At 65.0% G+C, this 22,269-nt stretch carries 18 protein-coding genes; 5 read left to right on the plus strand and 13 right to left on the minus strand.

Annotation, left to right across the window (positions count from 1 at the left end; genetic code table 11):
* Positions 1-149 precede the first annotated feature (149 nt).
* The 7 genes from AAFG07_RS28915 to ltnD all read right to left on the minus strand — a co-directional run bounded on the left by AAFG07_RS28915 (position 150) and on the right by ltnD (position 11,667).
* Positions 150-1,352: an efflux RND transporter periplasmic adaptor subunit gene (locus AAFG07_RS28915; protein ID WP_342723184.1), complete on the minus strand. Its 1,203-nt coding sequence runs from the start codon at positions 1,350-1,352 to the stop codon at positions 150-152.
* Positions 1,339-4,518 carry an efflux RND transporter permease subunit gene (locus AAFG07_RS28920; RefSeq protein ID WP_342723185.1) on the minus strand — a complete coding sequence of 1,060 codons (3,180 nt, stop codon included), beginning with the start codon at positions 4,516-4,518 and terminating at the stop codon, positions 1,339-1,341. Before AAFG07_RS28920 ends, AAFG07_RS28915 begins: the two co-directional genes overlap by 14 nt.
* Before the next feature lie 387 nt (positions 4,519-4,905).
* Positions 4,906-6,612: a methyl-accepting chemotaxis protein gene (locus AAFG07_RS28925; RefSeq protein WP_342723186.1), complete on the minus strand. Its 1,707-nt coding sequence runs from the start codon at positions 6,610-6,612 to the stop codon at positions 4,906-4,908.
* A gap of 192 nt (positions 6,613-6,804) precedes the next feature.
* On the minus strand, positions 6,805-8,496 hold the full coding sequence (locus tag AAFG07_RS28930; protein WP_342723187.1) for a methyl-accepting chemotaxis protein: 1,692 nt from the start codon (positions 8,494-8,496) through the stop codon (positions 6,805-6,807).
* A 178-nt stretch (positions 8,497-8,674) separates the two neighbouring features.
* A complete protein-coding gene (gene otnK / locus AAFG07_RS28935; protein WP_342723188.1) occupies positions 8,675-9,964 on the minus strand; it encodes a 3-oxo-tetronate kinase in 1,290 nt (429 codons plus the stop codon).
* Entirely contained in the window at positions 9,961-10,743 is a 783-nt protein-coding gene (gene otnI, locus AAFG07_RS28940; RefSeq protein WP_342723189.1) for a 2-oxo-tetronate isomerase, read from the minus strand. The genes otnK and otnI overlap by 4 nt, the downstream gene beginning before the upstream one ends.
* 12 nt (positions 10,744-10,755) lie before the next feature.
* Positions 10,756-11,667, minus strand: coding sequence for an L-threonate dehydrogenase (gene ltnD / locus AAFG07_RS28945; RefSeq protein ID WP_342723190.1), 912 nt, complete (start codon positions 11,665-11,667; stop codon positions 10,756-10,758).
* Between the two features lie 193 nt (positions 11,668-11,860).
* On the opposite strand from ltnD, the gene AAFG07_RS28950 reads away from it, so the two are divergent.
* Positions 11,861-12,517: an aldolase gene (locus tag AAFG07_RS28950; RefSeq protein ID WP_342723191.1), complete on the plus strand. Its 657-nt coding sequence runs from the start codon at positions 11,861-11,863 to the stop codon at positions 12,515-12,517.
* A 33-nt stretch (positions 12,518-12,550) separates the two neighbouring features.
* Positions 12,551-12,841, plus strand: a complete 291-nt coding sequence (locus AAFG07_RS28955; RefSeq protein ID WP_342723192.1) for a hypothetical protein — start codon at positions 12,551-12,553, stop codon at positions 12,839-12,841.
* 248 nt (positions 12,842-13,089) lie between these two features.
* Here AAFG07_RS28955 and AAFG07_RS28960 read toward each other — a convergent pair whose 3' ends face one another.
* The 6 genes from AAFG07_RS28960 to AAFG07_RS28985 all read right to left on the minus strand — a co-directional run bounded on the left by AAFG07_RS28960 (position 13,090) and on the right by AAFG07_RS28985 (position 18,701).
* Positions 13,090-13,794 carry an ABC transporter ATP-binding protein gene (locus tag AAFG07_RS28960; RefSeq protein WP_092125049.1) on the minus strand — a complete coding sequence of 235 codons (705 nt, stop codon included), beginning with the start codon at positions 13,792-13,794 and terminating at the stop codon, positions 13,090-13,092.
* The gene (locus AAFG07_RS28965) at positions 13,778-14,509 is read right to left on the minus strand and encodes an ABC transporter ATP-binding protein (RefSeq protein ID WP_097670506.1); all 732 of its coding nucleotides are present in this window, start codon (positions 14,507-14,509) and stop codon (positions 13,778-13,780) included. Before AAFG07_RS28965 ends, AAFG07_RS28960 begins: the two co-directional genes overlap by 17 nt.
* On the minus strand, positions 14,506-15,492 hold the full coding sequence (locus AAFG07_RS28970; protein WP_342723193.1) for a branched-chain amino acid ABC transporter permease: 987 nt from the start codon (positions 15,490-15,492) through the stop codon (positions 14,506-14,508). The genes AAFG07_RS28965 and AAFG07_RS28970 overlap by 4 nt, the downstream gene beginning before the upstream one ends.
* Complete coding sequence (locus AAFG07_RS28975) at positions 15,492-16,325, minus strand: branched-chain amino acid ABC transporter permease (RefSeq protein ID WP_342729268.1); 834 nt, start codon at positions 16,323-16,325, stop codon at positions 15,492-15,494. Before AAFG07_RS28975 ends, AAFG07_RS28970 begins: the two co-directional genes overlap by 1 nt.
* A 222-nt stretch (positions 16,326-16,547) precedes the next feature.
* A complete protein-coding gene (locus tag AAFG07_RS28980; protein ID WP_176532652.1) occupies positions 16,548-17,795 on the minus strand; it encodes an ABC transporter substrate-binding protein in 1,248 nt (415 codons plus the stop codon).
* 87 nt (positions 17,796-17,882) lie between these two features.
* A complete protein-coding gene (locus AAFG07_RS28985; protein WP_342723194.1) occupies positions 17,883-18,701 on the minus strand; it encodes a putative hydro-lyase in 819 nt (272 codons plus the stop codon).
* Between the two features lie 120 nt (positions 18,702-18,821).
* On the opposite strand from AAFG07_RS28985, the gene AAFG07_RS28990 reads away from it, so the two are divergent.
* From AAFG07_RS28990 to AAFG07_RS29000, 3 genes are all read left to right on the plus strand, one after another.
* The gene (locus AAFG07_RS28990) at positions 18,822-19,739 is read left to right on the plus strand and encodes a LysR family transcriptional regulator (RefSeq protein ID WP_176532654.1); all 918 of its coding nucleotides are present in this window, start codon (positions 18,822-18,824) and stop codon (positions 19,737-19,739) included.
* Between the two features lie 122 nt (positions 19,740-19,861).
* Entirely contained in the window at positions 19,862-21,112 is a 1,251-nt protein-coding gene (locus tag AAFG07_RS28995; RefSeq protein WP_342723195.1) for a Zn-dependent hydrolase, read from the plus strand.
* Between the two features lie 30 nt (positions 21,113-21,142).
* The gene (locus AAFG07_RS29000; protein ID WP_342723196.1) at positions 21,143-22,054 is read left to right on the plus strand and encodes an NAD(P)-dependent oxidoreductase; all 912 of its coding nucleotides are present in this window, start codon (positions 21,143-21,145) and stop codon (positions 22,052-22,054) included.
* The last annotated feature ends 215 nt before the right edge of the window (positions 22,055-22,269 follow it).

The raw sequence follows: 22,269 nt of genomic DNA on the forward strand, positions 1-22,269 counted from the left end.
AGTCCCTCGCCCCGCTCTTGCGGGGTCGAGACGAGCGAAGCTCGCTCTTAGTGCGTAGCCCGGATGGAGCGCTGCGCAATCCGGGATCACTCTGTCCGCTGATGGACCTGCCCCGGATTTCGCTTCGCTTCATCCGGGCTACGAAAGACTTACCCCTTCACATCCTGCTTTTCGGACGCCGTCGTTGGCTTGCTCTTGGCACCGGCACCGGTGACGCGGACACGATCGCCGTCGGCGAGGCCGTCCGGCGGAGCGGTGATGATGCGGTCGTCGGGCGCGAGGCCCGAGGCGATCTCGATCTCCTTGCCGAGGTCGCGGCCGATCTTGACGGTCTTGAACAGCACCTTGTCATCGGGGCTGACGGTTGCGACCCGCAGGCCGTTGCTGTTGAAGATCAGCGCGCTGGCGGGAATGCTGAGCGGCGCGGCCTCGCGCTGCAAATTGAGCTTCACGCTGGCATAGCTGCCCGGCATCAGCTCGCCGGAGGAATTGTCGAGCCCGAGTTGCATCCGCGTGGTGCCGGAGGCGACATCGACCGCCTGCGAGGAGGCTTCCACCGTCGCTTGGAACGTGCGGTTCGGGTAATCCGGCATCACCAAGGAGGCCTTGGCGCCGATCTTGATCGCCGGAACGTAGTTCTGCGGCACGTTGACGTAGACGCGCAGCTTGGTGATGTCCGAGATCGTGAACATCGCGGGACCCGAGTTGCCGCCGGCGTTGATCAGCGCGCCGACGTCGGTGTCGCGCGAGGTCACCACGCCGTCGAACGGCGCCGTGATCTTCTTGTAGCCGGCGAGCGCTTCCAGCCGCTCGACATTGGCCTGGCCGGACCTGACCGCACCGTTCTTGTTGGAGAGGTCGGCGGTGCGCTCGTCGATCTCCTGGGCGGAGACGAAGTTCGAGGCGACCAGCGTCTTGCGCCGGGTCAGCGTCGCCTCGGAGAGCTTGGCGGAGGCCTGGGCGCTGGCGAGATCGGCGCGCGCCTGCAGCAATTGCTGGTCGAGGTCGGGCGCCTCGATCTCGGCGATCACCTGGCCGGCCTTGACGCGGGCGCCGATGTCGGCGTCCCAGTTCTTGAGATAGCCGGACACCCGGGCGAAGATCGGTGCACGGGAATAGGCCTCGAGCCGGCCCGGCAGGTCGATCGTGGGGCTCAGCGCCTTGGCGTTCGGCAGCGCCACGGCGACGGTCGGAATGGCCTGGTCGTCGGTCCATTCCTTCAGCCTTGTGTCCTGCTCCTCACGGGCGCGGATGCCGGTGCCGACGATCAGCCCGGCGCCGACCAGTGCAACCACGCCGAATATGCCCAATTTCCGGCGAGACACCGGTGGGCGCTGTTCAGTGGGCTGCATGCGGAATCTCCGATGAGGCGACGGCTTTGGCGCCTTGCTTCTTGTGTACCATACTGAATACCACGGGAACGAACATCAGCGTCGCGAAGGTTGCAAAGATCAGGCCGCCGATCACGGCGCGGCCGAGCGGCGCGTTCTGCTCGCCGCCCTCGCCGAGCCCCAGCGCCATCGGCGCCATGCCGATGATCATGGCGAGCGCGGTCATCAGCACCGGGCGGAAGCGGACAAATCCGGCCTCCAGTGCGGCCGCGACGGGATCGCCAAGTTCCTCATAGCGCTCGCGGGCAAAGCTGATCACGAGCACGCTGTTGGCGGTCGCGACGCCCATGCACATGATGGCGCCGGTGAGCGCCGGAACCGACAGCGTGGTCTGGGTCGTGAACAGCATCCAGACAATGCCGGCAAGTGCAGCGGGCAGCGCCGTGATGATCACAAACGGATCCGACCAGGACTGGAAGTTCACCACGATCAGGAAATAGATCAAGACGACCGCGCCGAGCAGGCCGAACAGCAGGCCGGTGAAGGCCGAGTTCATGGTCTGCACCTGGCCGAGCAGCACCACCGAAGAGCCCTTCGGCACTTCCTTTGCGGTGTCGGCAATCAGCTGGCGCACGTCGGTCGCGACGCCGCCGAGATCGCGGCCTTGCGTCGTGGCGTAGATCTGCACCAGCGACTGGATGTCATATTGCGACACCACCGCGCTCGAGGTCGCGCGCTTGATGTCGGCGATACCCCCGAGGATCGGCGCCTGGGTGTTGCCGGTCGCGGTGATCGGCAGCGTCTGCAGCGCGCTCAGCGAGTCGATCTGGTATTGCGGCGTCTGCATCACGATCGAATAGGACACGCCGTTATCGGGATTGAGATAGTAGGTCGGCGCGACCTGCGAGGAGCCGGCGAGGTTGACGACCAGCGAGTTGGTGACGTCGCGTTCGGTCAGGCCGACATATTGCGCGCGGGTGCGGTCGACATCGATATTGAAGGTCGGATTGTTCGGCGACTGCTGGATCCGCGCGTCGGCGATGCCGGGGATGCGCTTGATCTTGGCTAGCAGCTTGTTGGCGTAGGCGAAGTTGGCGTCGAGATTGGCGCCGCGGATTTGCAAATCGATCGGCGCCGGCGCGCCGAAGTTCAGAATCTGGCTGACGATGTCGGCGGGCAGGAACGCGAAGCTGGTGCCCGGAAACAGCCGCGGCAATTGCTCACGCAGCGCGCGGACATGCTGCTCGGTCGGCTTGTGGCCTTCCTTCAAGCGGATCTGGATGTCGCCGTCCTGCGGACCGATCACGCCGGTGTTGTTGTAGGTCATGTTGATGCCGGAGATCGGCATGCCGATGTTGTCGGTCATGGTCTCGATCTCGCCGGGGACCAGCTTGCGGATCGCCTTCTGGATGTCGGCGAGCTGGTTGGCGGTCTCCTCGACGCGGGTGCCGACCTGGGTGCGGACATGCATCAGGATGTTGCCGGCATCGACCGACGGAAAGAAGTTGCGCCCCAGGAACGGCACCAGCACGAACGACGCGGCGACCACCGCGAGGAAGCCGCCGACGAACACCTTGCGGTGGCCGAGCGCCATCTCGAGCAAACCGCGATAGCCGCCACGGATGCGCTCGAACCGCGCCTCGAAGCCGCGCTGGAACCAGACCAGGGGATTGCGCGACTTCGGCGGCGCGCCCTCGTGATGGACATGCGCCTGCAGCAAATAGTTCGCCATGGTCGGCACCAAGGTGCGCGACAGGATGAACGACCAGATCATCGCGAACATGACGGCTTCGGCCATCGGCACGAACAGGAAGCGCGCCACGCCGGTCAGAAAGAACATCGGCACGAACACGATGCAGATACAGAGCAGCGAGACGAAGGCCGGCGTCACGATCTGGTTGGCGCCGTCGAGGATCGACTGCTCGACCGGCTTGCCCTGCTCGAGATGGTAGTTGATGTTCTCGATCGTCACCGTGGCGTCGTCGACCAGGATGCCGACCGCGAGCGCAAGGCCGCCGAGCGTCATGATGTTCAGCGTCTCGCCGATCAGGGACAGCATGATGATGGCCCCGAGCACCGACAGCGGGATCGACACCGCGATGATGACGGTCGAGCGCCAGCTGCCGAGGAACAACAGGATCATCACGCTGGTGAGCAGCGCGGCGATCACGCCTTCGAAAGCGACGCCGGTGATCGCACCGCGGACGAACACCGACTGGTCGCCGATGAAGCCGATCTTGAGCGCATCCGGCATCTGGTCCTTGACGTCGATCACCTTCTGCTTGATGCCGGAGATGATATCGAGCGTCGAGGTGGCGCCGGCCTTCAGCACCATCATCAGCACCGAACGGTTGCCGTCGACATGGACGATGTTGGTCTGCGGCGGGTTGCCGTCGCGGACGGTGGCGACGTCACGCACATAGACCATTGCGCCGTTGACCTGCTTGATCGGCAGGTCGCCGAGTTCCTCCATCCGGAGCGGCGAGTTGTTCAGGTTTACGGTGTATTCGAAATTGCCGATCTTCTGCGTGCCGACCGGCGTGATCAGGTTTTGTGCCGCGAGCGTGTTGGCGACATCCTGGCCCGAGAGGCCGCGCGCCTGCAGCGCTGTCGAATTGAGATCGATCTGGACCTGACGCTGCTTGCCGCCGAACGGATACGGGATCGCGGCGCCAGGCACTGTGACCAGCGGCGTGCGCAGCTGGTTGATGCCGATATCGGCGAGGTTCTGCTCGGTCAGGCCTTCGCCCGACAATGCGACCTGGATGATCGGAACCGTCGAGGCGCTGTAGTTGAGGATCAGCGGCGGCGTCGCGCCCGGCGGCATCTGCTTGAGCAGGGTCTGCGAAATCGCGGTGACCTGCGCGTTGGCGGTGCGGATGTCGACGTTGGGCTGGAAGAAGATCTTGATGATGCCGAACCCGTTATACGAGTTGGCGGTGATGTGCTCGATGTCGTTGACCGTCGTGGTCAGCGCGCGCTGGAACGGCGAAGTAATGCGGCCGGCCATCTGGTCGGGCGGCAGACCGGTGTACTGCCAGACCACGCCGATCACGGGGATACGGATGTCGGGAAAGATGTCGGTCGGCGTGCGCAGCGCCGCCAGCGGTCCGATGATCAAGAGCAGGATCGCGAGCACGACGAAAGTATATGGCCGGCTCAGCGCGATACGGACCAGTGCGATCATAAAAGCAGCATTCCCGAAATGAAGCCCGCCCCGGGCAGCGGAATCGACATTGCAAAAGCCGTTCCGCAGCGGCCGATTTACCCGATGACGGGCAAAACGCCAACCGGCGGAGCCGCGGCGGCCTTCACTTCCTTGGCATAGTACGTGAAGCCGTGCGCTCCGATCGGCTACGCCGGACGCGGTGCCGCCGATCGCGCTCGCATCATCGTCAAAAAAGAGACGGCTCTGCTGCGAATATGCGCTGGCCGAGCACGCCGTTTCGGCCGTCACGAGGCTAACGCATCGCTGCTCTGCGAAAATGTAGAGCGTGGTGAGCCGGCTGGCTCACCACGGCGGGATCGGTTGCCCCGACAACGATGTCTGTACGGCCGAGCCGGCGGCGCCGGATCAGGCGGCGCGGACGGCGTTGAGGAACTTGCCGACTTCGAGCTTGAGGCGGCTGCTGTCGCCCGAGAGCGACTGCGCCGCCGACAGCACCTGGGTCGACGCCGAGCCGGTCTCATTGGCGCCGTGCTGCACGTCGGTAATGTTGGCCGAGACCTGTTGGGTCCCTTGCGCCGCCTGCTGCACGTTTCGGGATATTTCTTGCGTCGCCGCGCCCTGCTCCTCGATCGCGGCGGCAATGGCGGACGAGATCTCCGACAGCCGCTCGATGGTCGAGCCGATGGCGCGGATCGCGGTCACGGAGTCTTCGGTCGCAGCCTGGATGCCGGAAACCTGCTGACCGATCTCTCCGGTCGCCTTTGCGGTCTGCTCCGCGAGTGCCTTCACCTCCGAGGCCACCACCGCGAAGCCACGTCCGGCATCGCCGGCGCGCGCCGCCTCGATGGTGGCGTTCAGCGCCAGCAGATTGGTCTGGCCGGCGATGGTGTTGATCAACTCGACGACGTCGCCGATCCGGGCGGCAGCCTTCGACAGCTCCCCGACCCGGTCATTGGTCGCACGGGCCTGGTTGACGGCGTCGCCCGCCATCCGCGCCGATTCCTGCACCTGCCGGCTGATCTCGTTGACGGAGGATGACAGTTCTTCGGTTGCGGACGCCACCGACTGGACGTTGGTGGTGGCTTCCTCCGACGCCGCGGCGACGGTGGTGGCGAGGTTTTGCGAACGCTCGGCGGTCGAGGTCAGCGTGGTCGCCGACGCTTCGAGCTCGGTCGAGGCGGATGCGACGGTCTCGACGATCTCACCGATCGCGCGCTCAAACCCATCGGCCAGCTGCAACATGTCGGTGCGGCGCTGTGCGGCGGCGCGCGCTTCGATTTCCTTCTGCTCGCGCTCCATCCGGACCTTGGCAAGGCCGTTGTCCTTGAACACAAGCGCGGTCTTGGCGACGTCGCCGACCTCATCGCGGCGATCGGTGCCGTGCACCGGGATATCATATTGGCCATCGGCAATCTGCTGCAACATCGCGACGACGGCACGGATCGGCTTCGCGACACCGTATTGTCCGACGACGAAGCCGAACAGCAACCCGAGCAGGACCCCCGAAGCGGCAAGCAGGATCAATAGCTCCGAGGTCGATACGTACTCCTGCTCACTGGCCTTGACGTTGTCCCTGACCCGCTCGTCTTGGCGGTCGGCGACGGCCCGAACCCTGGCCTGAAGCTCTTCCGCGGCCGCGCGGCTCTTCATCGCGACGTCGCGCAGTTTCTCGGCGGACTGGGTCAGGTCGACCGCCTTCGCGCTCTCGACCGTGTCAAGCGTCTGCTTCAGCTGGGCCCGATAGGCCGACAGCGCCGATCGCACGCCGGGCAGCAGCGCGATGGTTTGCGGGTCCTGCGTCTTGCTGATCGTGGCGAGGCGCTCCTCGAGCGACTTGAACTGCTCATCGATCAGCGATCGCGCCGCAAGCCGGTTCTCGTCGCGCGGATCGAGCGCGCTGCGGAATTCGGCGCGATTGATCGCGAGCACGTTCTGGTTGGCCTCAGCCGACAGCAACGCGCGTTCCGCAGCGCGCGCGGTGACGACGCCGCGTTCGCTGAGCGATTTCAACGAGGAGATCCCGAGATAGGCGAGCATCCCGGCGATGATCGAGAGACCGCCCACAATCGCCAGTATCTTCGTGAGAATGCGGAATCTCGCCAGGAACATCATCCGGTGCCTCGTTTGGAATGGATTTCGCGATTCTGTGCGGGTGGTCGCGTCGCGCCACAGCAGGTTAACGCGCGCGGAACTACGGTTCGTTAATCACACATACAGTGGAACTACTGAGCACCGCATCCAGGCAAAGAAAAATGCCCGGCCTTTCGACCGGGCATTGTTCGATGGTCAGAGATTCGGCCGGCGTCAGGCGGCGCGGACGGCGTCGAGGAATTTGCCGACTTCGAGCTTGAGGCGGTTGCTGTCACCCGAGAGCGACTGCGCCGCCGACAGCACCTGGGTCGAAGCCGAGCCGGTTTCGTTGGCGCCGTGCTGCACGTCGGTGATGTTGGCCGAGACCTGCTGGGTGCCCTGCGCCGCCTGCTGCACGTTGCGGGAAATCTCTTGCGTCGCCGCGCCCTGCTCTTCGACCGCGGCGGCGATGGTGGAGGAGATCTCCGACAGCCGCTCGATGGTCGACGAGATTTCCTTGATCGCGCCGACCGACTCCTGGGTCGCGGTCTGGATGCCGGCGATCTGCTGGCCGATCTCGCCGGTCGCCTTCGCGGTCTGCTCGGCCAGCGCCTTCACCTCGGATGCCACGACCGCGAAGCCGCGGCCGGCTTCACCGGCGCGCGCCGCCTCGATGGTGGCGTTCAGCGCCAGCAGATTGGTCTGGCCGGCAATCGTGTTGATCAGTTCGACGACGTCGCCGATGCGCGCGGCGGCCTTCGACAACTCGCTGACGCGATCGTTGGTGGTGCGCGCCTGGCCGACGGCATCGCCCGCCATCCGCGCCGATTCCTGGACCTGGCGGCTGATCTCGGTCACCGACGACGACAGCTCTTCGGTCGCCGACGCCACCGACTGCACGTTGGTCGAGGCTTCCTCGGACGCAGCGGCAACCGAGGTGGTCAGCTCCTGCGAACGCCGTGCGGTCGACGACAGCGTAGAGGCCGAGGCTTCGAGCTGGGTCGAGGCCGACGACACGGTCTGCACGATCTCACCGATCATCTGCTCGAAATTGCGGGTGATGGTATCGACCCGGCGGCCGCGCTCGATCTTGGCTTCGGCATCGGCGGCGGCGGCCTCATCGGCAGCCTTCTTCGCGACCAGGGCCTCCTTGAACACCTGCAATGTGTCGGCCATAGCACCGATCTCGGTCTTCTCGCCCCGGTGCGGCACTTCCGCGGTCAGGTCGCCGCGGCCGAGCGCCTGCATCGGGCTCACGATCGAGGCAATGCCCGACGAGATGTCGCGGACCGTGTAGAGGCTGACGCCAACCGCGATCAGGATGGCAAAGCCGAGGATCGCCGCCACCATGATCAGGGCCGAGCTGTAATTGTTCGCAGCGTCCTGCGCGGCCTTGTCGGCACCGGTGTTGTTGAAATCGATGTCCTTGTTCAGGATCTCGTCCGCCTCGAGACCGATCTTGTTCACGACCTTGGTGTTGAGCTCGTGCGCCTCATGCGGAAGCTTGCCGGCTTCCTTGCGCGACAGGCTCATCACCTCCTCGGTGCCCTTGCGGTACTTGTCCCAGGTGTCGGACCACTGCCGGTAGAGCGCCCGCTCTTCGGGTGAAGTGATCATCGGCTCGTACTTGGCGCGGGCCTTTGTGTTCATCTCGACGACGCTGGCGAGGGTCTTTTCGGCGGCCAGCTTCTCTTCGAGGGTTTCCGAGAGCATGTGTTCGCGGATCACGTTGCGGTAGGTGATGACCCCGGCACGCAGCTCGCCGAGCACGCGCACGCTCGGCAGCCAGTTGGTCGTGATGTCGACGGTGCTGGCGTTGATCGCCCGCATATTCCAGACTGCAAGCAGGCCCATGCCCGTCAACGCGACAAGCAGGAACGCAACCGCGGCAATGATCTTGGCGCGGATCGAGAATTTGGCGAACATCGTGGGGTCTCTTGGGTGCCGGGCTCGCGAGGCCCGTTCGTACTGAAAGAAGATTAATGGCGCGGCGGTGCGCCGCAGGTATCAAAGCCAGCCCCCCTCCTTAAGTAGGGTTAATTTGGTTCACCGTTGAACTACGGAGATATCGGTCATCAGCCCGACATGATGCGCAACGGGCGCATCAAGGCATCAATGCCAGCGCGTCCGAGAAGAACTCCGGCCCGCCGAAATTGCCTGATTTCAGGGCAAGCACCATCTCGCTTTTTCCAGCACCGACCGCGCGCAGAACCGGCACGCCCGCAGCGATTTCCGCCCCGACCAGGAATCCCGGGATGCCCAGGCGATCGACCACAGCGCCTGAAGTTTCACCACCGGCGACCACCAGCCTGTGCACGCCGGACCGCACCAGTCCTTCCGCGAGGTCGGCCATCGCCTGCTCGATCGCATGTCCGGCTGCATCACGGCCATGACGGGATTGCAGAGCAGCCACCTCATCTGGAGTCGAACTGCTGGCGATCAGGATCGGCCCCGTGCCGAGCCGCTCTTTGGCCCAGGCGAGCGCGCGCTGCGCCTCGTCCCTGCCGGCGATCACCCGCTCGGGGTCGAGGTGCAGGACCGGCATCACCTTCTCGGCGCTGGCGATCTGGCGCAGGGTCGCCTGCGAGCAACTGCCGGCGAGGCAGGCGGCCGGCCCGCCGATCGCAGCGCTGGTCACGGCATTCACTTCAGCCGATTTGGCCTTGCCTGCGGCGACCAGCGCCCGCGCCAATCCAAGCCCGATGCCGGAGGCGCCGACCGAGAGACCGTGATCCAGCGCCACCTGCCCGATGGTTTCGAGGTCGCGGTCGAACACCGCGTCGACGATCGCAGCGCCGATGCCGCTGCGCGCAAGCTCGGCGAGCTTTGCGCGAACGGCCTCCGTGCCGCGGCTCAGCGTCGCCAGATCGACCAGGCCGATCCTGGTCGTGCTCTGGCGCGCCAACACGCGGACCAGATTGGAATCATGCATCGGGTTGAGCGGATGGTCCTTCAACGGGCTCTCGTTCAGCGGCACCGAGCCGACGAACAGATTGCCCTGATAGACGGTCCGGCCGGTTTCCGGGAAAGCCGGTGTCACCAGCACGATATTGTCGTTGGAGTCGGCGCGCAGCGCGTCCATCACCGGACCGATATTGCCGGCATCGGTGGAATCGAAGGTTGAGCAGATCTTGAACAGGATATGCCTGGCGCCGCGGCCGCGCAGCCAGCTCTCCGCGGCGCGCGAACGCGTCACGGCAACGCCGGCCTCGATCGAGCGGCTCTTCAGCGACACCACGACGGCGTCGACCTCGGGCAGCGCGAGATCGTCCGCGGGCACGCCGATGGTCTGCACCGTGCGCAGGCCGGCGCGGGTCAGCGTGTTGGCGAGGTCGGAGGCGCCGGTATAGTCGTCGGCGATGCAACCGAGTGACAAGTTTCCGGCTCGCGTCACGGCTTCACTCCGGCATAGGGCTTGAACCAGGCGAGACCGTCGGTGGTCTTGCCGCGCGGATTATATTCGCAGCCGACAAAGCCGCCATAGCCGAGCCGGTCCAGCTCGTCGAACAGGAACGGATAGTTCAGCTCCTCGCCGTCGGGCTCGTTGCGCGAGGGGATCGAGGCGATCTGGACGTGGCCGATGATCGGCATCATCTCGCGCAGCCGCATCGTGACGTCGCCATGGATGATCTGGCAGTGATAGATGTCGAACTGCAGCTTGAGATTCGCGATATCAAGCTCGTTGATCAGGTCGCGCGCGAAGATGAAGTCGTTGAGGAAATAGCCGGGCACGTTGCGCGGATTGATCGGCTCGATCACGACGTCGAGGCCGTGCGGCGCGAAGAACTCCGCGGCATACGCGACCGATTTGCGAAACGCCGCGACCGCCCTGGCATCGCTGCGGTCGGCGATGCCGGCCATCAGATGCACGCGCTTGACGCCGGTCGCCTGCGCATAAGGCAGCGCGGTCTTCAGGCTCGCTTGCAAATCGGCGAAGCGATCGGGCAGCGCGGCAAATCCCTTCTCGCCGGCGTTCCAGTCGCCCGGCGGCAGGTTGAACAGCGCCTGCGTCAGCCCTGCGCCTTTCAGCCGCTTGCCGACCTCCTCCGCCGGATGGTCGTACGGAAACAGGAACTCGACCGCGGTGAAGCCCGCTTTCGCCGCCGCCTCGAAGCGGTCGAGGAACGGGACCTCGTTGAACATCATGGTGAGGTTGGCGGCAAAGCGGGGCATCGCGGGATCCTGTTATTTCGCGCCGGGAAGCTTGGTGCCGGTGACCTGCGCATACATCCGCGCCACCGACGCATCGTCGTCGCGGCCCATCCCGGCGGCCGATGTCATCAGGAACATCTGCAGCGCCGCGGCCGAGACCGGCACCGGGAAGCGCGCATTGCGCGCCATATCCTGGATGATGCCGAGGTCCTTGACGAAAATCTCCACCGCGCTGCGCGGCGCGTAGTCGCCGTCGAGCACATGCGGGATGCGGTTCTCGAACATCCAGGAATTGCCCGCGGAGGCCGTGATCACCTCATAGACCTTGCGGATATCGAGGCCCTGTTTGGCGGCAAAGGCGATCGCCTCGGAGGCAGCGGCAATATGCACACCGGCCAGCAGCTGGTTGATCATCTTGAAGGCGGCGCCCTGCCCTGCGGCATCGCCGAGCTCGTAGAGCTTTGCCGCCATCGCATCCAGCGCCGGCCGCGCCTTCGCGAACGCCGCCGCGCTGCCGGAGGCGAGGATTGTCAATTCGCCCTGGGCCGCACGTTGCGCGCCGCCGGAGATCGGTGCATCCAGATAATGCCGGCCGGTCGCCTCCAGCTGCTTGGCCAGCCGCCGCGCGATATCGGGGTCCATGGTCGCCGAGGAGATAAAGACCGCGTCCTCGGCCAGGGTCTCGGCGGCGCCGTCCTTGCCGAACAGGATGGCTTCGGTCTGCGCCGCATTGACGACGACGCTGACGACGATGTCGGCCCCTTTTGCCGCCTCGGCCGGCGTTTTCGCGCCCTTGCCGCCGTCGGCCACGAAGCGCGCGACGACATCGGCCGACACGTCGCAGCCGGTCACCACAAGACCGGCGCGCTTGAGCGAGGTCGCCATGCCGTATCCCATCGAGCCCAGCCCGATGACAGCGACGTGCGGTGTTGCGGAACTGGACATGCGGCGATCCTCAAATTTTTACTTGATTGCGCATGGAACGGTTTCCCATCTTTCCGGATCATGCGCGCTTACTGCTTGCCTATCACGGCTTGGCCGCGCTGCCAAAGCATGAGACAAAGCGGAAAACGGATAGCGCCAAGGCCAAATGAGGCGCACGAAACTAGGTGGACGAAATCAGGCGGGGCGAAACCAGGTGAGCGATACAAAGCTTCGTGAGGATATCTGCCGCTTCGGCCGCTCGCTGTTCGAGCGTGGGCTGACGCCGGGCTCCTCGGGCAATATCAGCGTCCGGCTCGACGACGGCGGCTGGCTGGTGACGCCGACCAACGCCTCGCTCGGTTTCCTCGATCCGGCGAAAATGTCGCGGCTCGACGCCGACGGCCGCCTCATCTCCGGCGACGCCCCGACCAAGGAAGTGCCGCTGCACACCGCGCTTTACCAGACCCGCGCCAGCGCCGGCGCGGTGGTGCATCTGCACTCGACTCATTCGGTCGCGCTTTCGATGCTGCCCGAGATCGACCCACGCGCCGTGCTGCCGCCGATGACGGCCTACTACGTCATGAAATGCGGCCAGACCGCGCTGGTGCCCTATTATCGCCCCGGCGACCCCGCCGTTGCCGACGCGATCAGGGGGCTGGCCGGGAAATACTCATCGGTGCTGCTCGCCAATCACGGCCCCGTCGTCTCCGGCGACACGCTGGAAGCCGCGGTGTTCGCGACCGAGGAGCTGGAGGAAACCGCCAAACTCTATCTGCTGCTGCGCGGGCTGAACCCGCGCTATCTCTCGCCCGAACAGGTGGCGGATTTGACCAGGACGTTCGGGCTCGTGCTGCCGGATCACCCTCGCTAGATCAAACAAAGGTGAGATATACGGAGAACGGTCATGATGAGGTTTACGGGATTTGCATTCACTGCGCTGCTCGTCAGCGGCCTGGCGGGATCGACCGCACAGGCCGAGCAGACCTTGCCGGACCTGCTGGCGGTACAGCTGCGGGCGCAAGGTTATGCCTGCGACAAGCCGCTCAAGGCCGAACGGGACGACAAGCTCTCGAAGCCCGACAATGAGGCCTGGACGCTGACCTGCAGCAACGCGACCTATCGCGTCAGCCGCGTGCCGGATCTTGCCGCGAAGGTCGAGAAGGTCGAGAAGGTCGAAGAGGGCAAGGACAAGTAGGATGCGTGGGCTGGGTTCGTAGCCCGCATGAGCGCAGCGATATGCGGGACATATCGATCCCGGATGTCGCTTCGCTCATCCGGGCTGCGGGCTGGATGGCGCGCACCACATATACCGGCGTCATCCTGAGGTGCGCGCCCCTTCGGCGCGCCTCGAAGGAAGGCCGCGGGCGCGGGGGGCTCATCCTTCGAGGCTCGCTCCGCTCGCACCTCAGGATGACGTCTGCGTACGTGGAGGCGTTGCAGAAGCTACAGCCCCAGATACGCCTTGCGCACATCGGGATTGCCGGTGATCTCGGCGGCGGTGCCCTGCATCAGCACGCGGCCGGTCTGCAGGATGTAGGCGCGGTCGGCGATCTCCAGGCACTCGGCCATGCGCTGCTCGACGATCAGGACCGTCATGCCGGCGTCGCGGATGCGCTTCACGGCCTGGAAGATCTCGTCGACCAGCTTCGGCATGATGCCCTGCGACGGTTCGTCGAGCATCAGAAGCCGCGGCCGCGTCATCAGCGCGCGGCCGATCGCGAGCATCTGCTGCTCGCCGCCGGACAAGGTCTCCGCGCGCTGCTCGAGCCGCTCGCCGAGCCGCGGGAACAGATTGAACACCAGATCGAGCGGCGCATCGCGGTCGGATTGGCTGCGATAGAGATAGCTGCCGAGCCGTAGATTGTCGCGCACCGAGAGCCGCGGAAACAGCCGGCGGTTCTCCGGCACGAAGGCGATGCCACCCGCCGTGATGACGTGCTGCGGCTGGCCGTCGATGCGCTTGCCGTCGAAGGTGACGGTGCCTGCGCGCGGCCGCTCGGCGCCGGCGATCGATTTTAAAAGCGTCGACTTGCCCGCACCGTTGGCGCCGGCGACGCAGACGATCTCGCCCTTGGTGACGTCGATCGACACCGAGGAGATCGCAACCAGGCCCTGATAGGCGGTGGTGACTTCACGCACCGACAGCATGACGATCCCCGAGATAGGCAGAAATGACTTCTGGATTGCGGACGACCTCGGTCGGCTTGCCCTCGACCAGCACCTTGCCGAGATTGAGCACGATGGCGCGGTCGACCAGCGGCATCACGATTTCCATCACGTGCTCGACCATCAGCACGGTAACGCCGGTGGCCCGCACCTTGCGCACCAGTTCGACGCCAGTCTGTGCCTCGACCGGCGTCAGTCCGGTGAGAACTTCGTCGAGCAGCAGCAGCTTCGGTTCGGTGGCCAGCGCACGGGCGACTTCGAGCCGGCGCTTCTCCGACGGGACGAGATCGGCGGCAAGCTTGTCGGCGCGCGCCGCAAGTCCGCAGAACTCCAGGACCTCATAGGCCTTCTGCCGCGCGATACGCATCTTGGTGTTGCGGATCAGCGCGCCGACAATGACGTTGTCGATCACGGTCATGGTCTCGAAGCTCTTGACCACCTGAAAGGTGCGCCCGACGCCGCGCTGGCAGCGCTCGGCCGCCGGCAGCTTTGTCACGTCCTCGCCGTCGAACATGATCGAGCCTTGGGTGGGCGGCAGCACGCCCGCGATCAGATTGAACAGCGTCGATTTGCCGGCGCCGTTCGGCCCGATCAGGCCGACGATCTCGCCGCGGCCGACCGAGATCGAGACGTCGCTGTTGGCGACGAGGCCGCCGAAGCGCTGCCAGACGCCACGCGTTTCCAAGAGTGCCGTCATCGCGCGGCCTCCTTGCGCCCGGAGAGCATGCCGAACACGCTGACGAGCCCCTTCGGCAGTGCCAGCGAGATCGCGACGATCAGCGCGCCATAGACGATCAGGTCGACGCCGCGGCCGGACCCGCCGACAAAGGACCGCGTCAGCTCGGTGAGCGGGATCAGGATCACGGCGCCGAGCACCGGCCCCCACAGCGTGCCGATGCCCCCGAGCACCGCGGGCAGCGCCATCAACAGTGAGAACTGAAAGCCCATCACGCTCTCAGGATCGATATAGGAGACGAACTGGGCGTAGAAGCTGCCGCCGACGGCGACGAGGAAGGCGGAGACCGCCGCCGCGCCCATCTTGGAATTGAACACGACGACGCCGAGGCTTTCGGCCGCATCCGGATTGTCCTTCACCGCGCGCCACCAATAGCCCCATTTGGAATCTTCCAGCCACCAGGTGACGAGCCAGGCGATGCAGGCCAGCGCCAGCGCGAAATAGAAGTACGGCAGCTTGGAGCGGGTGAACTGGAATTTCAGCCAGCTGTCGCCGCGCACCGGGATATCGATGCCGAGGGCCGCGCCCGCCCAATCCCAGTTCTGGATCAAGAGCAGCGCGATCTCGGCGATCACGATGGTCGCGATCACGAAATAATGCCCGCGCAGGCGGAAGCAGGGATAGCCGAGCGCCATCGCGATCACGGCGGAGATCGCCCCGCCCGCCAGCATGCCGAACCACGGCAGCACGCCGAACTTGGTGAACAGCAGCGCGGTGGTGTAGGCCCCGAGCCCGAAATACAGCGCATGGCCGAGCGAGATCTGTCCGCAATAACCGGACAGGATGTTCCAGCTCTGCGACAGCGCGGCATACATCAGGGTCAAGACCATGATGTTCTGGACATAGACGTCCTTGACGAACAGCGGCACCAGCGCTGCGATCACCGCAAGGCAGGCCGCCACGATCAGGTCACGCCTGCGGCGTTGGGCGAAGTGGGTGTCCATCACATCGATCCGAACAGGCCACGCGGGCGGATGAAGACGACCAGGAGATAGACGGCGTAGATGCCGACCGATTTCAGCGACGGCGGCAGGATCATCGCGGTGGTCGCCTCCACCAGGCCGACGATGATGCCGCCGGCAAAGGCGCCGAACACGCTGCCGAAGCCGCCGAGCGCCACGGTGACGTAGGCGATCAGCGCAAACGACGCGCCGACGTCGGGATAGATATAGAAGAAGATCGCCATGATGGCGCCGGCAAGTCCGACCAGCGCCGCACCAAGGCCCCAGCCGAGCGCGAACACCCGGTTCTTGTCGATGCCGACCAGCGCCACCGCGCCGGCGTCCTCGCGGGTCGCCTCGAGCGCACGGCCGAAATCGGTGCGATTGATGAAGAAGTAGAGCGCGACGAAGGCCGCGATCGACAGCATCGCGCCGATCAGCTGCGGCTCCGGCAGATAGATGCCGGCGATCGAGATCGTCTTGCCGCCGACCCAGGAGTTGGTGACGCTGCGGTAGTCCGGCGTGAAGAAGAACTGGGCGAGGCCCCGCATCACGATCGCAAGGCCGAAGGTGGAGAAGATCTGCACCATGCCGGCATTGGCCTTGGCGCGCATCGCGAAGCGAACCACCAACAGGTAGACCACCGCGCCGAACACGAACAATGCCGCGGCGACCAGCGGCGCCGCGAGCAAGGGATCGATCGCGAAGAACGCGAACAGGAAGAAGGTCACGTACATCGCGATCATCAGAAATTCGCCGTGCGCGAAATTCACGACGTCCATCAATCCGAAGATCAATGCGAGGCCGGCGGCGATCAGTCCGTAGAGCAGCCCCATCAGGAGGCCGCTCGCCAAACTCTGGATAATGGTCTCGGCTGTCACCGCTGCGCCCCAGTCAACATGTGTCTCCAACGTCGTCCTGGCGAAGGCCAGGCCCCATAACCACAGATGCCTCGGTGGGAGGACCAACAACCAATCATCGCAAAACGCCTGCCTGTGGTAATGGGTCCCGGGTCGCGCTTCGCTCGCCCGGGACGACGTAGGGACGCGTCCGAACGATCAGCTGTTCATCGGCCAGATCGCCTCGGAGACGGCGGCCTGTTCCGGGAAGATCGTCACGAAGTTCTTCGCGGTATATTGCAGCAGCACCGGATCGGCGAAGTTGTTCTGCCCCATCTCGTCGAACTTGACGCGCCGCCACGGCATGATGGTCACGTCGCCCGGCATGTCGGTGGCGACCAGCGCCTCGCGGATCTTCTCGCCGTCGGTCGACTTGGCGCGGTTGATGGCGTCGGCCATCACGATCAGGCCCATGAACTGGCGCGACGAGTAGTCGTTGAAGTCCTTGCCCGACTTTGCGCGGTACATCTCGTTGATCAGGCCGACCATCGGCCGCTTCTGCGCCAGGTCGAGCGAGAAGCTTCCGCGCGAGATCACGCCCTCGAGCTTGTCGCCGACCGCGTCATAGGTCGCCTTCTCCGAGAAGCCGGCATCCTGCGCCATGATGTTCTTCGGCTTGTAGCCGAGCTCGGCCATAGTCTTGACCAGCAGGATCGAGTCGGTGGTGTAGCTCGACGGCATCAGCACGTCGGCATTCGCGGCCTTGAGCTGCTGCACCTCGGCGGTCAGCGACGGCGAGTTGGCGCGGTACTTGATGTCGGCCACGATCTTGTAGCCGCGCTCGCCGGCGAGCTTGGTCTGGGCGTTCGCCGAATCGGTGCCGAAGATGGTGTCCTCGTGGAACAGCGCCAGCGTCTCGATCTTCTGGCCCTTCTTCTTCATCGCATCGAAGAAGTCGAACATCGCGGCCGAGAACATCTCGTCATGCGGCGAGGCGCGGAAATAGTATTTCAGGCCGCGGCGATGCAGGCTCGGCGAGGAATTGTCGGCCGAGATGAACGGAACGCCGTAGCGCTCGCAGGTCTGGCTGACGGTGACGGCAACCGCGCTCTGATAGGTGCCGACCACGGCGCAGACCTTCTCCTGGGTGATCAGCCGCTCGGTCTCGGCGCGGCCCTTCTGCGGATCGGCCTGGTGGTCGGCGAACACGAGGCGGACCTTGGCGCCGCCGAGGCCGGACAGGCCTTCGCCCTTGGCGAGCGGCAGCGCGAAATCATAGTTCTTGTTGATGATCTCGGCCGCGGTATTGAAGGCATGCTGCGCGTCGACGCCGATCGCGGCGCTGGAGCCGGACAGCGGATAGATCACGCCGATTGCAACTTCGCTTGTCTGCGCGCGCGCAGCCATCGGACCGAGCGCAGCGGCGGCAGTGGCACCCAGCAACACGTTACGGCGAGAGATCGTCATCGAAATTCCCCTTAGGTCAGCTTGTTATTATCGATGTGATGCTTGTAGCGCGCAGTAAAGCCTCAATGAATTGCACGAATTGCCTATTCAGAGCACAGCCAGCTGCTTGTTCCTGAGATCGGTCACCAGCATCAGGCCCGGCGAATGCGTGATCGCGAACGGCAGCTTCGCACTTGCGATCACCGATTGCGGCGTCACGCCACAGGCCCAGAACACCGGGATCTCGTCATCGGCCACCGGCACCGCGTCGCCATAGTCGGGCTTGGCGATGTCCTTGATGCCGATCGCATGCGGGTGGCCGAGATGGACCGGTGCGCCATGCACCGACGGAAAGCGCGAAGTGATCTGCACCGCGCGGATCGCATCCGCCGGCTTGAACGGGCGCATCGACACCACCATCGGTCCCGCGAACGGCCCCGACGGCTGGCAGGCGATGTTGGTCCGGTACATTGGCACACGCAGGTTGCGTTCGATGTGACGGATCGGCAGCCCGTCCTCCAGCAGCGCCTCCTCGAACGAATAGGAGCAGCCGAGCACGAAGGTGACGAGATCGTCGCGCCAATATTTGGTGATGTCGGTCGGCTCGTCCGCCACCTCGCCGTCGCGCCAGACCCGGTAGCGCGGCACGTCGGTGCGGATGTCGAGGTCGAGACCGAGCGCGGGAATCTGGGGATCGCCCACATCCGACATGCCGATGATCGGGCACGGTTTGGGATTGAGCTGGCAGAACCGGTGGAAGGCGCCGGCGAGCTTCTCCGGCAGGATCGCCAGATTGCCCTGGACGAAACCGTTGGCGAGCCCGGCCGTGGTGGCTGAAGCCATGCCGTTGCGGCTGGCGCGCCGCGCTTCGACGCTCGCCAGCACCGGTTCCCCCTGAGATCGCTGCACTGCCGCAAAAACAGTCATGGGATTCTCCTGCCCATAATCTCGACAAGGACAAACCAACACCAAGCGTGATATAATGTCTAATCGTCCTTTCTAATCAAAATCGATAAATTGGATTTATCGATCGGGGATATGCTTCCAATGACGGACTTCCGCTCGATCGAAACGTTCCTCTGGGTCGTCAAGCTCGGCAGCTTCCGCGGCGCCGCCCAGCGGCTCAACACCACCCAGCCGGCGATCTCGCAGCGCATCGCCCAGCTCGAGCGCGAGATGGGCGTCAAGCTGTTGAACAGGGATCACCGGGTGGCCTCGCCGACGCCGAGCGGACGGCTGATGATGACCTACGCCGAGAAGCTGATCGGCCTGCGCTCGGAGATGATGGCGGAGGTCGGCGACCGTTCGGCGATGCGCGGCGCGCTGCGGCTCGGTGTCGCGGAGACCATCGTGCACACCTGGCTGCCGCGGCTGGTCAAAAGCGTCAACGAGATCTACCCGAACCTGTCGCTGGAGATCGAGGTCGACATCACGCCGAACCTGACCCCGCGGCTGCTGGCGCAGGAGATCGAGCTCGCCTTCGTGCTCGGACCGGTCTCGGCGTCCGGCGCGCACAATCATGTGCTGTGCGATTACCCGATCGGTTTCCTGGCGAGCCCGTCGCTCGGCCTCGGCTCCGGCCCGGTGGCGCGGCGGGATCTGGCGCGGTTTCCGATCATCACATTTCCGCGCAAGACCCAGCCCTATGAGACCGTGCGCGCGCTGTTCAACGCCCCCGACCTGCCGCCGATCCGGCTGCACGCCTCGACGTCGCTCGCGACCGTGATCCACATGGCCAATGAAGGCCTTGGCATTGCAGTGATTCCGTCGGCGATCGTCGAGAACGAGCTGGCCGACGGCCGGTTGCAACTGCTCGATACCGACCTCAAGCTGCCGCCCCTCACCTTTACCGCGAGCTGGCTCGCCTCCCCCGATGCGGTCGCCATCGAGCGCGTCGCCCATCTCGCCAGGCAGATCGCGCAGGCGAGCGTGGCGGTTGACGCGATGGAAGCGGCGCGCCATTGAACGAGTGCCGGATAATCAAACGTCATTCCGGGGTGGCTCGAAGAGCCGAACCCGGAATCTCGAGATTCCGGGTTCGATGCTGACGCATCGCCCCGGAAAGACAGCTGAAATGGACTGACGACATGAGCCGAGCCGCCACCAACCTGCAGATCGATTCCGCCCGCCTCTGGGGCACCATCCACGAAACCGCGCAGTTCGGTGCAACGCCAAAAGGCGGCGTGCGGCGGCTGACCCTCAGTGCCGAGGACAAGCAGGTGCGCGACTGGTTTCGCAAGGCGTGCGAGAACGCCGGCCTCGAGGTGCAGGTCGATGCGCTCGGCTCGATGTTCGGCTTGCGGAAAGGACGGGACATGTCGAAGCAGCCGATCGGCGTCGGCTCGCATCTCGACACCCAGCCGACCGGCGGCAAGTATGACGGCATCCTCGGCACGCTGGCCGCGCTCGAGATGGTGCGCACGCTCAACGATGCCGGCATCGAGACCGAGCTGCCGATCTGCATCTGCAACTGGACCAACGAGGAAGGCTCGCGCTTTGCGCCGGCGATGATGGCCTCGGCCGCTTACGTCGGCGATTTCACCACCGACGACATTCTGTCGCGCAAGGACGCCGAGGGCGTCACGGTGGCACAGGCTCTGGACTCGATCGGCTATCGCGGCGATGCCCCGGTCGGCCGCCAGAAGTTCACCAGCTTCGTCGAGCTGCATATCGAACAGGGCCCGATCCTGGAGGCCGAGGGCAAGACCATCGGCGTGGTCGATTCCGGCCAGGGCGTGTTGTGGTACGACGGCAAGATCACGGGCTTCGAGAGCCATGCCGGCTCGACCCCGATGCCGCTACGTCGTGATGCGCTGGCGACGCTGTCGGAGATCGTGCTGGCGATGGAAAGCATCGCCAGGAAGCACGGCCCGAAGGCGGTCGGCACCATCGGCGAGGCGGTGATCGCAGCGCCCTCGCGCAACGTCATCCCCGGCGAGATCGCCTTCACGGTGGACTGCCGCAGCGCCGATGCAGGGATCATGGACGCGCTGGATCGCGATCTCCGTGCTGCGGTCACCGAGATTGCCGCGCGGCGCAAGGTCGAGGTTCAGCTCGACCTCGTCTGGCGCAAGGCGCCGACGCATTTCGATCCGAAACTGGTCGACGCGGTGGAGAACGCGGCCCAGCAGCTCGGTTATTCGCACCGCCGCATCACCTCCGGCGCCGGCCACGACGCCTGCAACCTCAACACGGTGATGCCGGCGGCGATGGTGTTCGTGCCCTGCAAGGACGGCATCAGCCATAACGAGCTGGAAGACGCCACGCAGACCGACTGCGCCGCCGGCGCCAACGTCCTGATGCATACGGTGCTGGCGCTCGCCGGCGTCGCATCCTGATCATCCCTTCTTCCTTCGATGGAGGCTTTCGTGCGCGCAGTGTTTGTCGACGCCAATGAATCGCTCGCTGTCATCACGGAGCGATTGGAGAAGTCAGGCGATCCCAAGATGCGGATCAACCGCAACCCGGACATCAAGTCCGAGGATTATCCGGCGGTGCTGGACGGCGCCGAGATCGCTGTGGTCGATCACACCGCGCTGCCGACCGACATTGCGAAGAAGTGCGCCGGCCTGAAGCATGTCGTGTTCCTCGGCACCGGCGCGCGCAGCTACATGAACCCGGAAGAGCTCGCCGAGCTCGGCATCTCAGTGCATCTGATCAAGGGCTATGGCGACACCGCGGTCGCGGAATCCGCGATCGCGCTGATGTGGTCATCGGCGCGGGTGATCGCGCAGATGGACCGCGAGATGCGCGCCGGCAACTGGCTGCGCGAGGACGGCATGCAGCTCACCGGCAAGACGCTCGGCCTGGTCGGCTTCGGCGGCATCGCCGCCGAGGTCGCCCGCATCGCGCTCGGCAGCGGTATGAAGGTGATCGCCTGGAACCGGTCGCCCAAGAGCCATCCGGGCGTCGAATTCACCGAGCTCGACACCGTGCTGGCGAACAGCGACGTGGTCTCGCTCCATCTGCTCTTGAACGACGAGACCCGCGGCCTGATCACGCGCGACAAGATCGCCAAGATGAAGAAGGGCGTGGTGCTGGTCAACACCGCGCGCGGCGCCATCATCGACGAGCAGGCGATGATCGACGCGCTCAACTCCGGCCACATCCGCCACGCCGGCCTCGACGTCTACAACATCGAGCCGCTGCCGAAGGATCACCCGCTCACGAAGATCCCGAACGTGACGCTGTCGGCGCATTCCGCCTTCCGCACGCCCGAGGCGAGCGAGAACCTGATCCACGCGGCATGGGAGCATTGCCGCAGAATCGTGGAGGGGTAATTTTCGCCGTCGTCCCGGCCAAGCGAAGCGCGAGCCGGGACCCATAACCACCGCTCCACATTGTCACGAAGGTTGGGCCACAGCGAGCCCAACAACAAGACCCTGTGGTTATGGGTCCCTGCTTTCGCAGGGACGACAGTGATCGTAGGATGGCTAACCACCCTACATAGACTGCGAAGCAATAATTATCGACGTCGTCCTGGACAAGCGAGCGT

Origin of the sequence: Bradyrhizobium sp. B097 (genome assembly GCF_038957035.1) — a bacterium.
Taxonomy (GTDB): Bacteria; Pseudomonadota; Alphaproteobacteria; order Rhizobiales; family Xanthobacteraceae; genus Bradyrhizobium.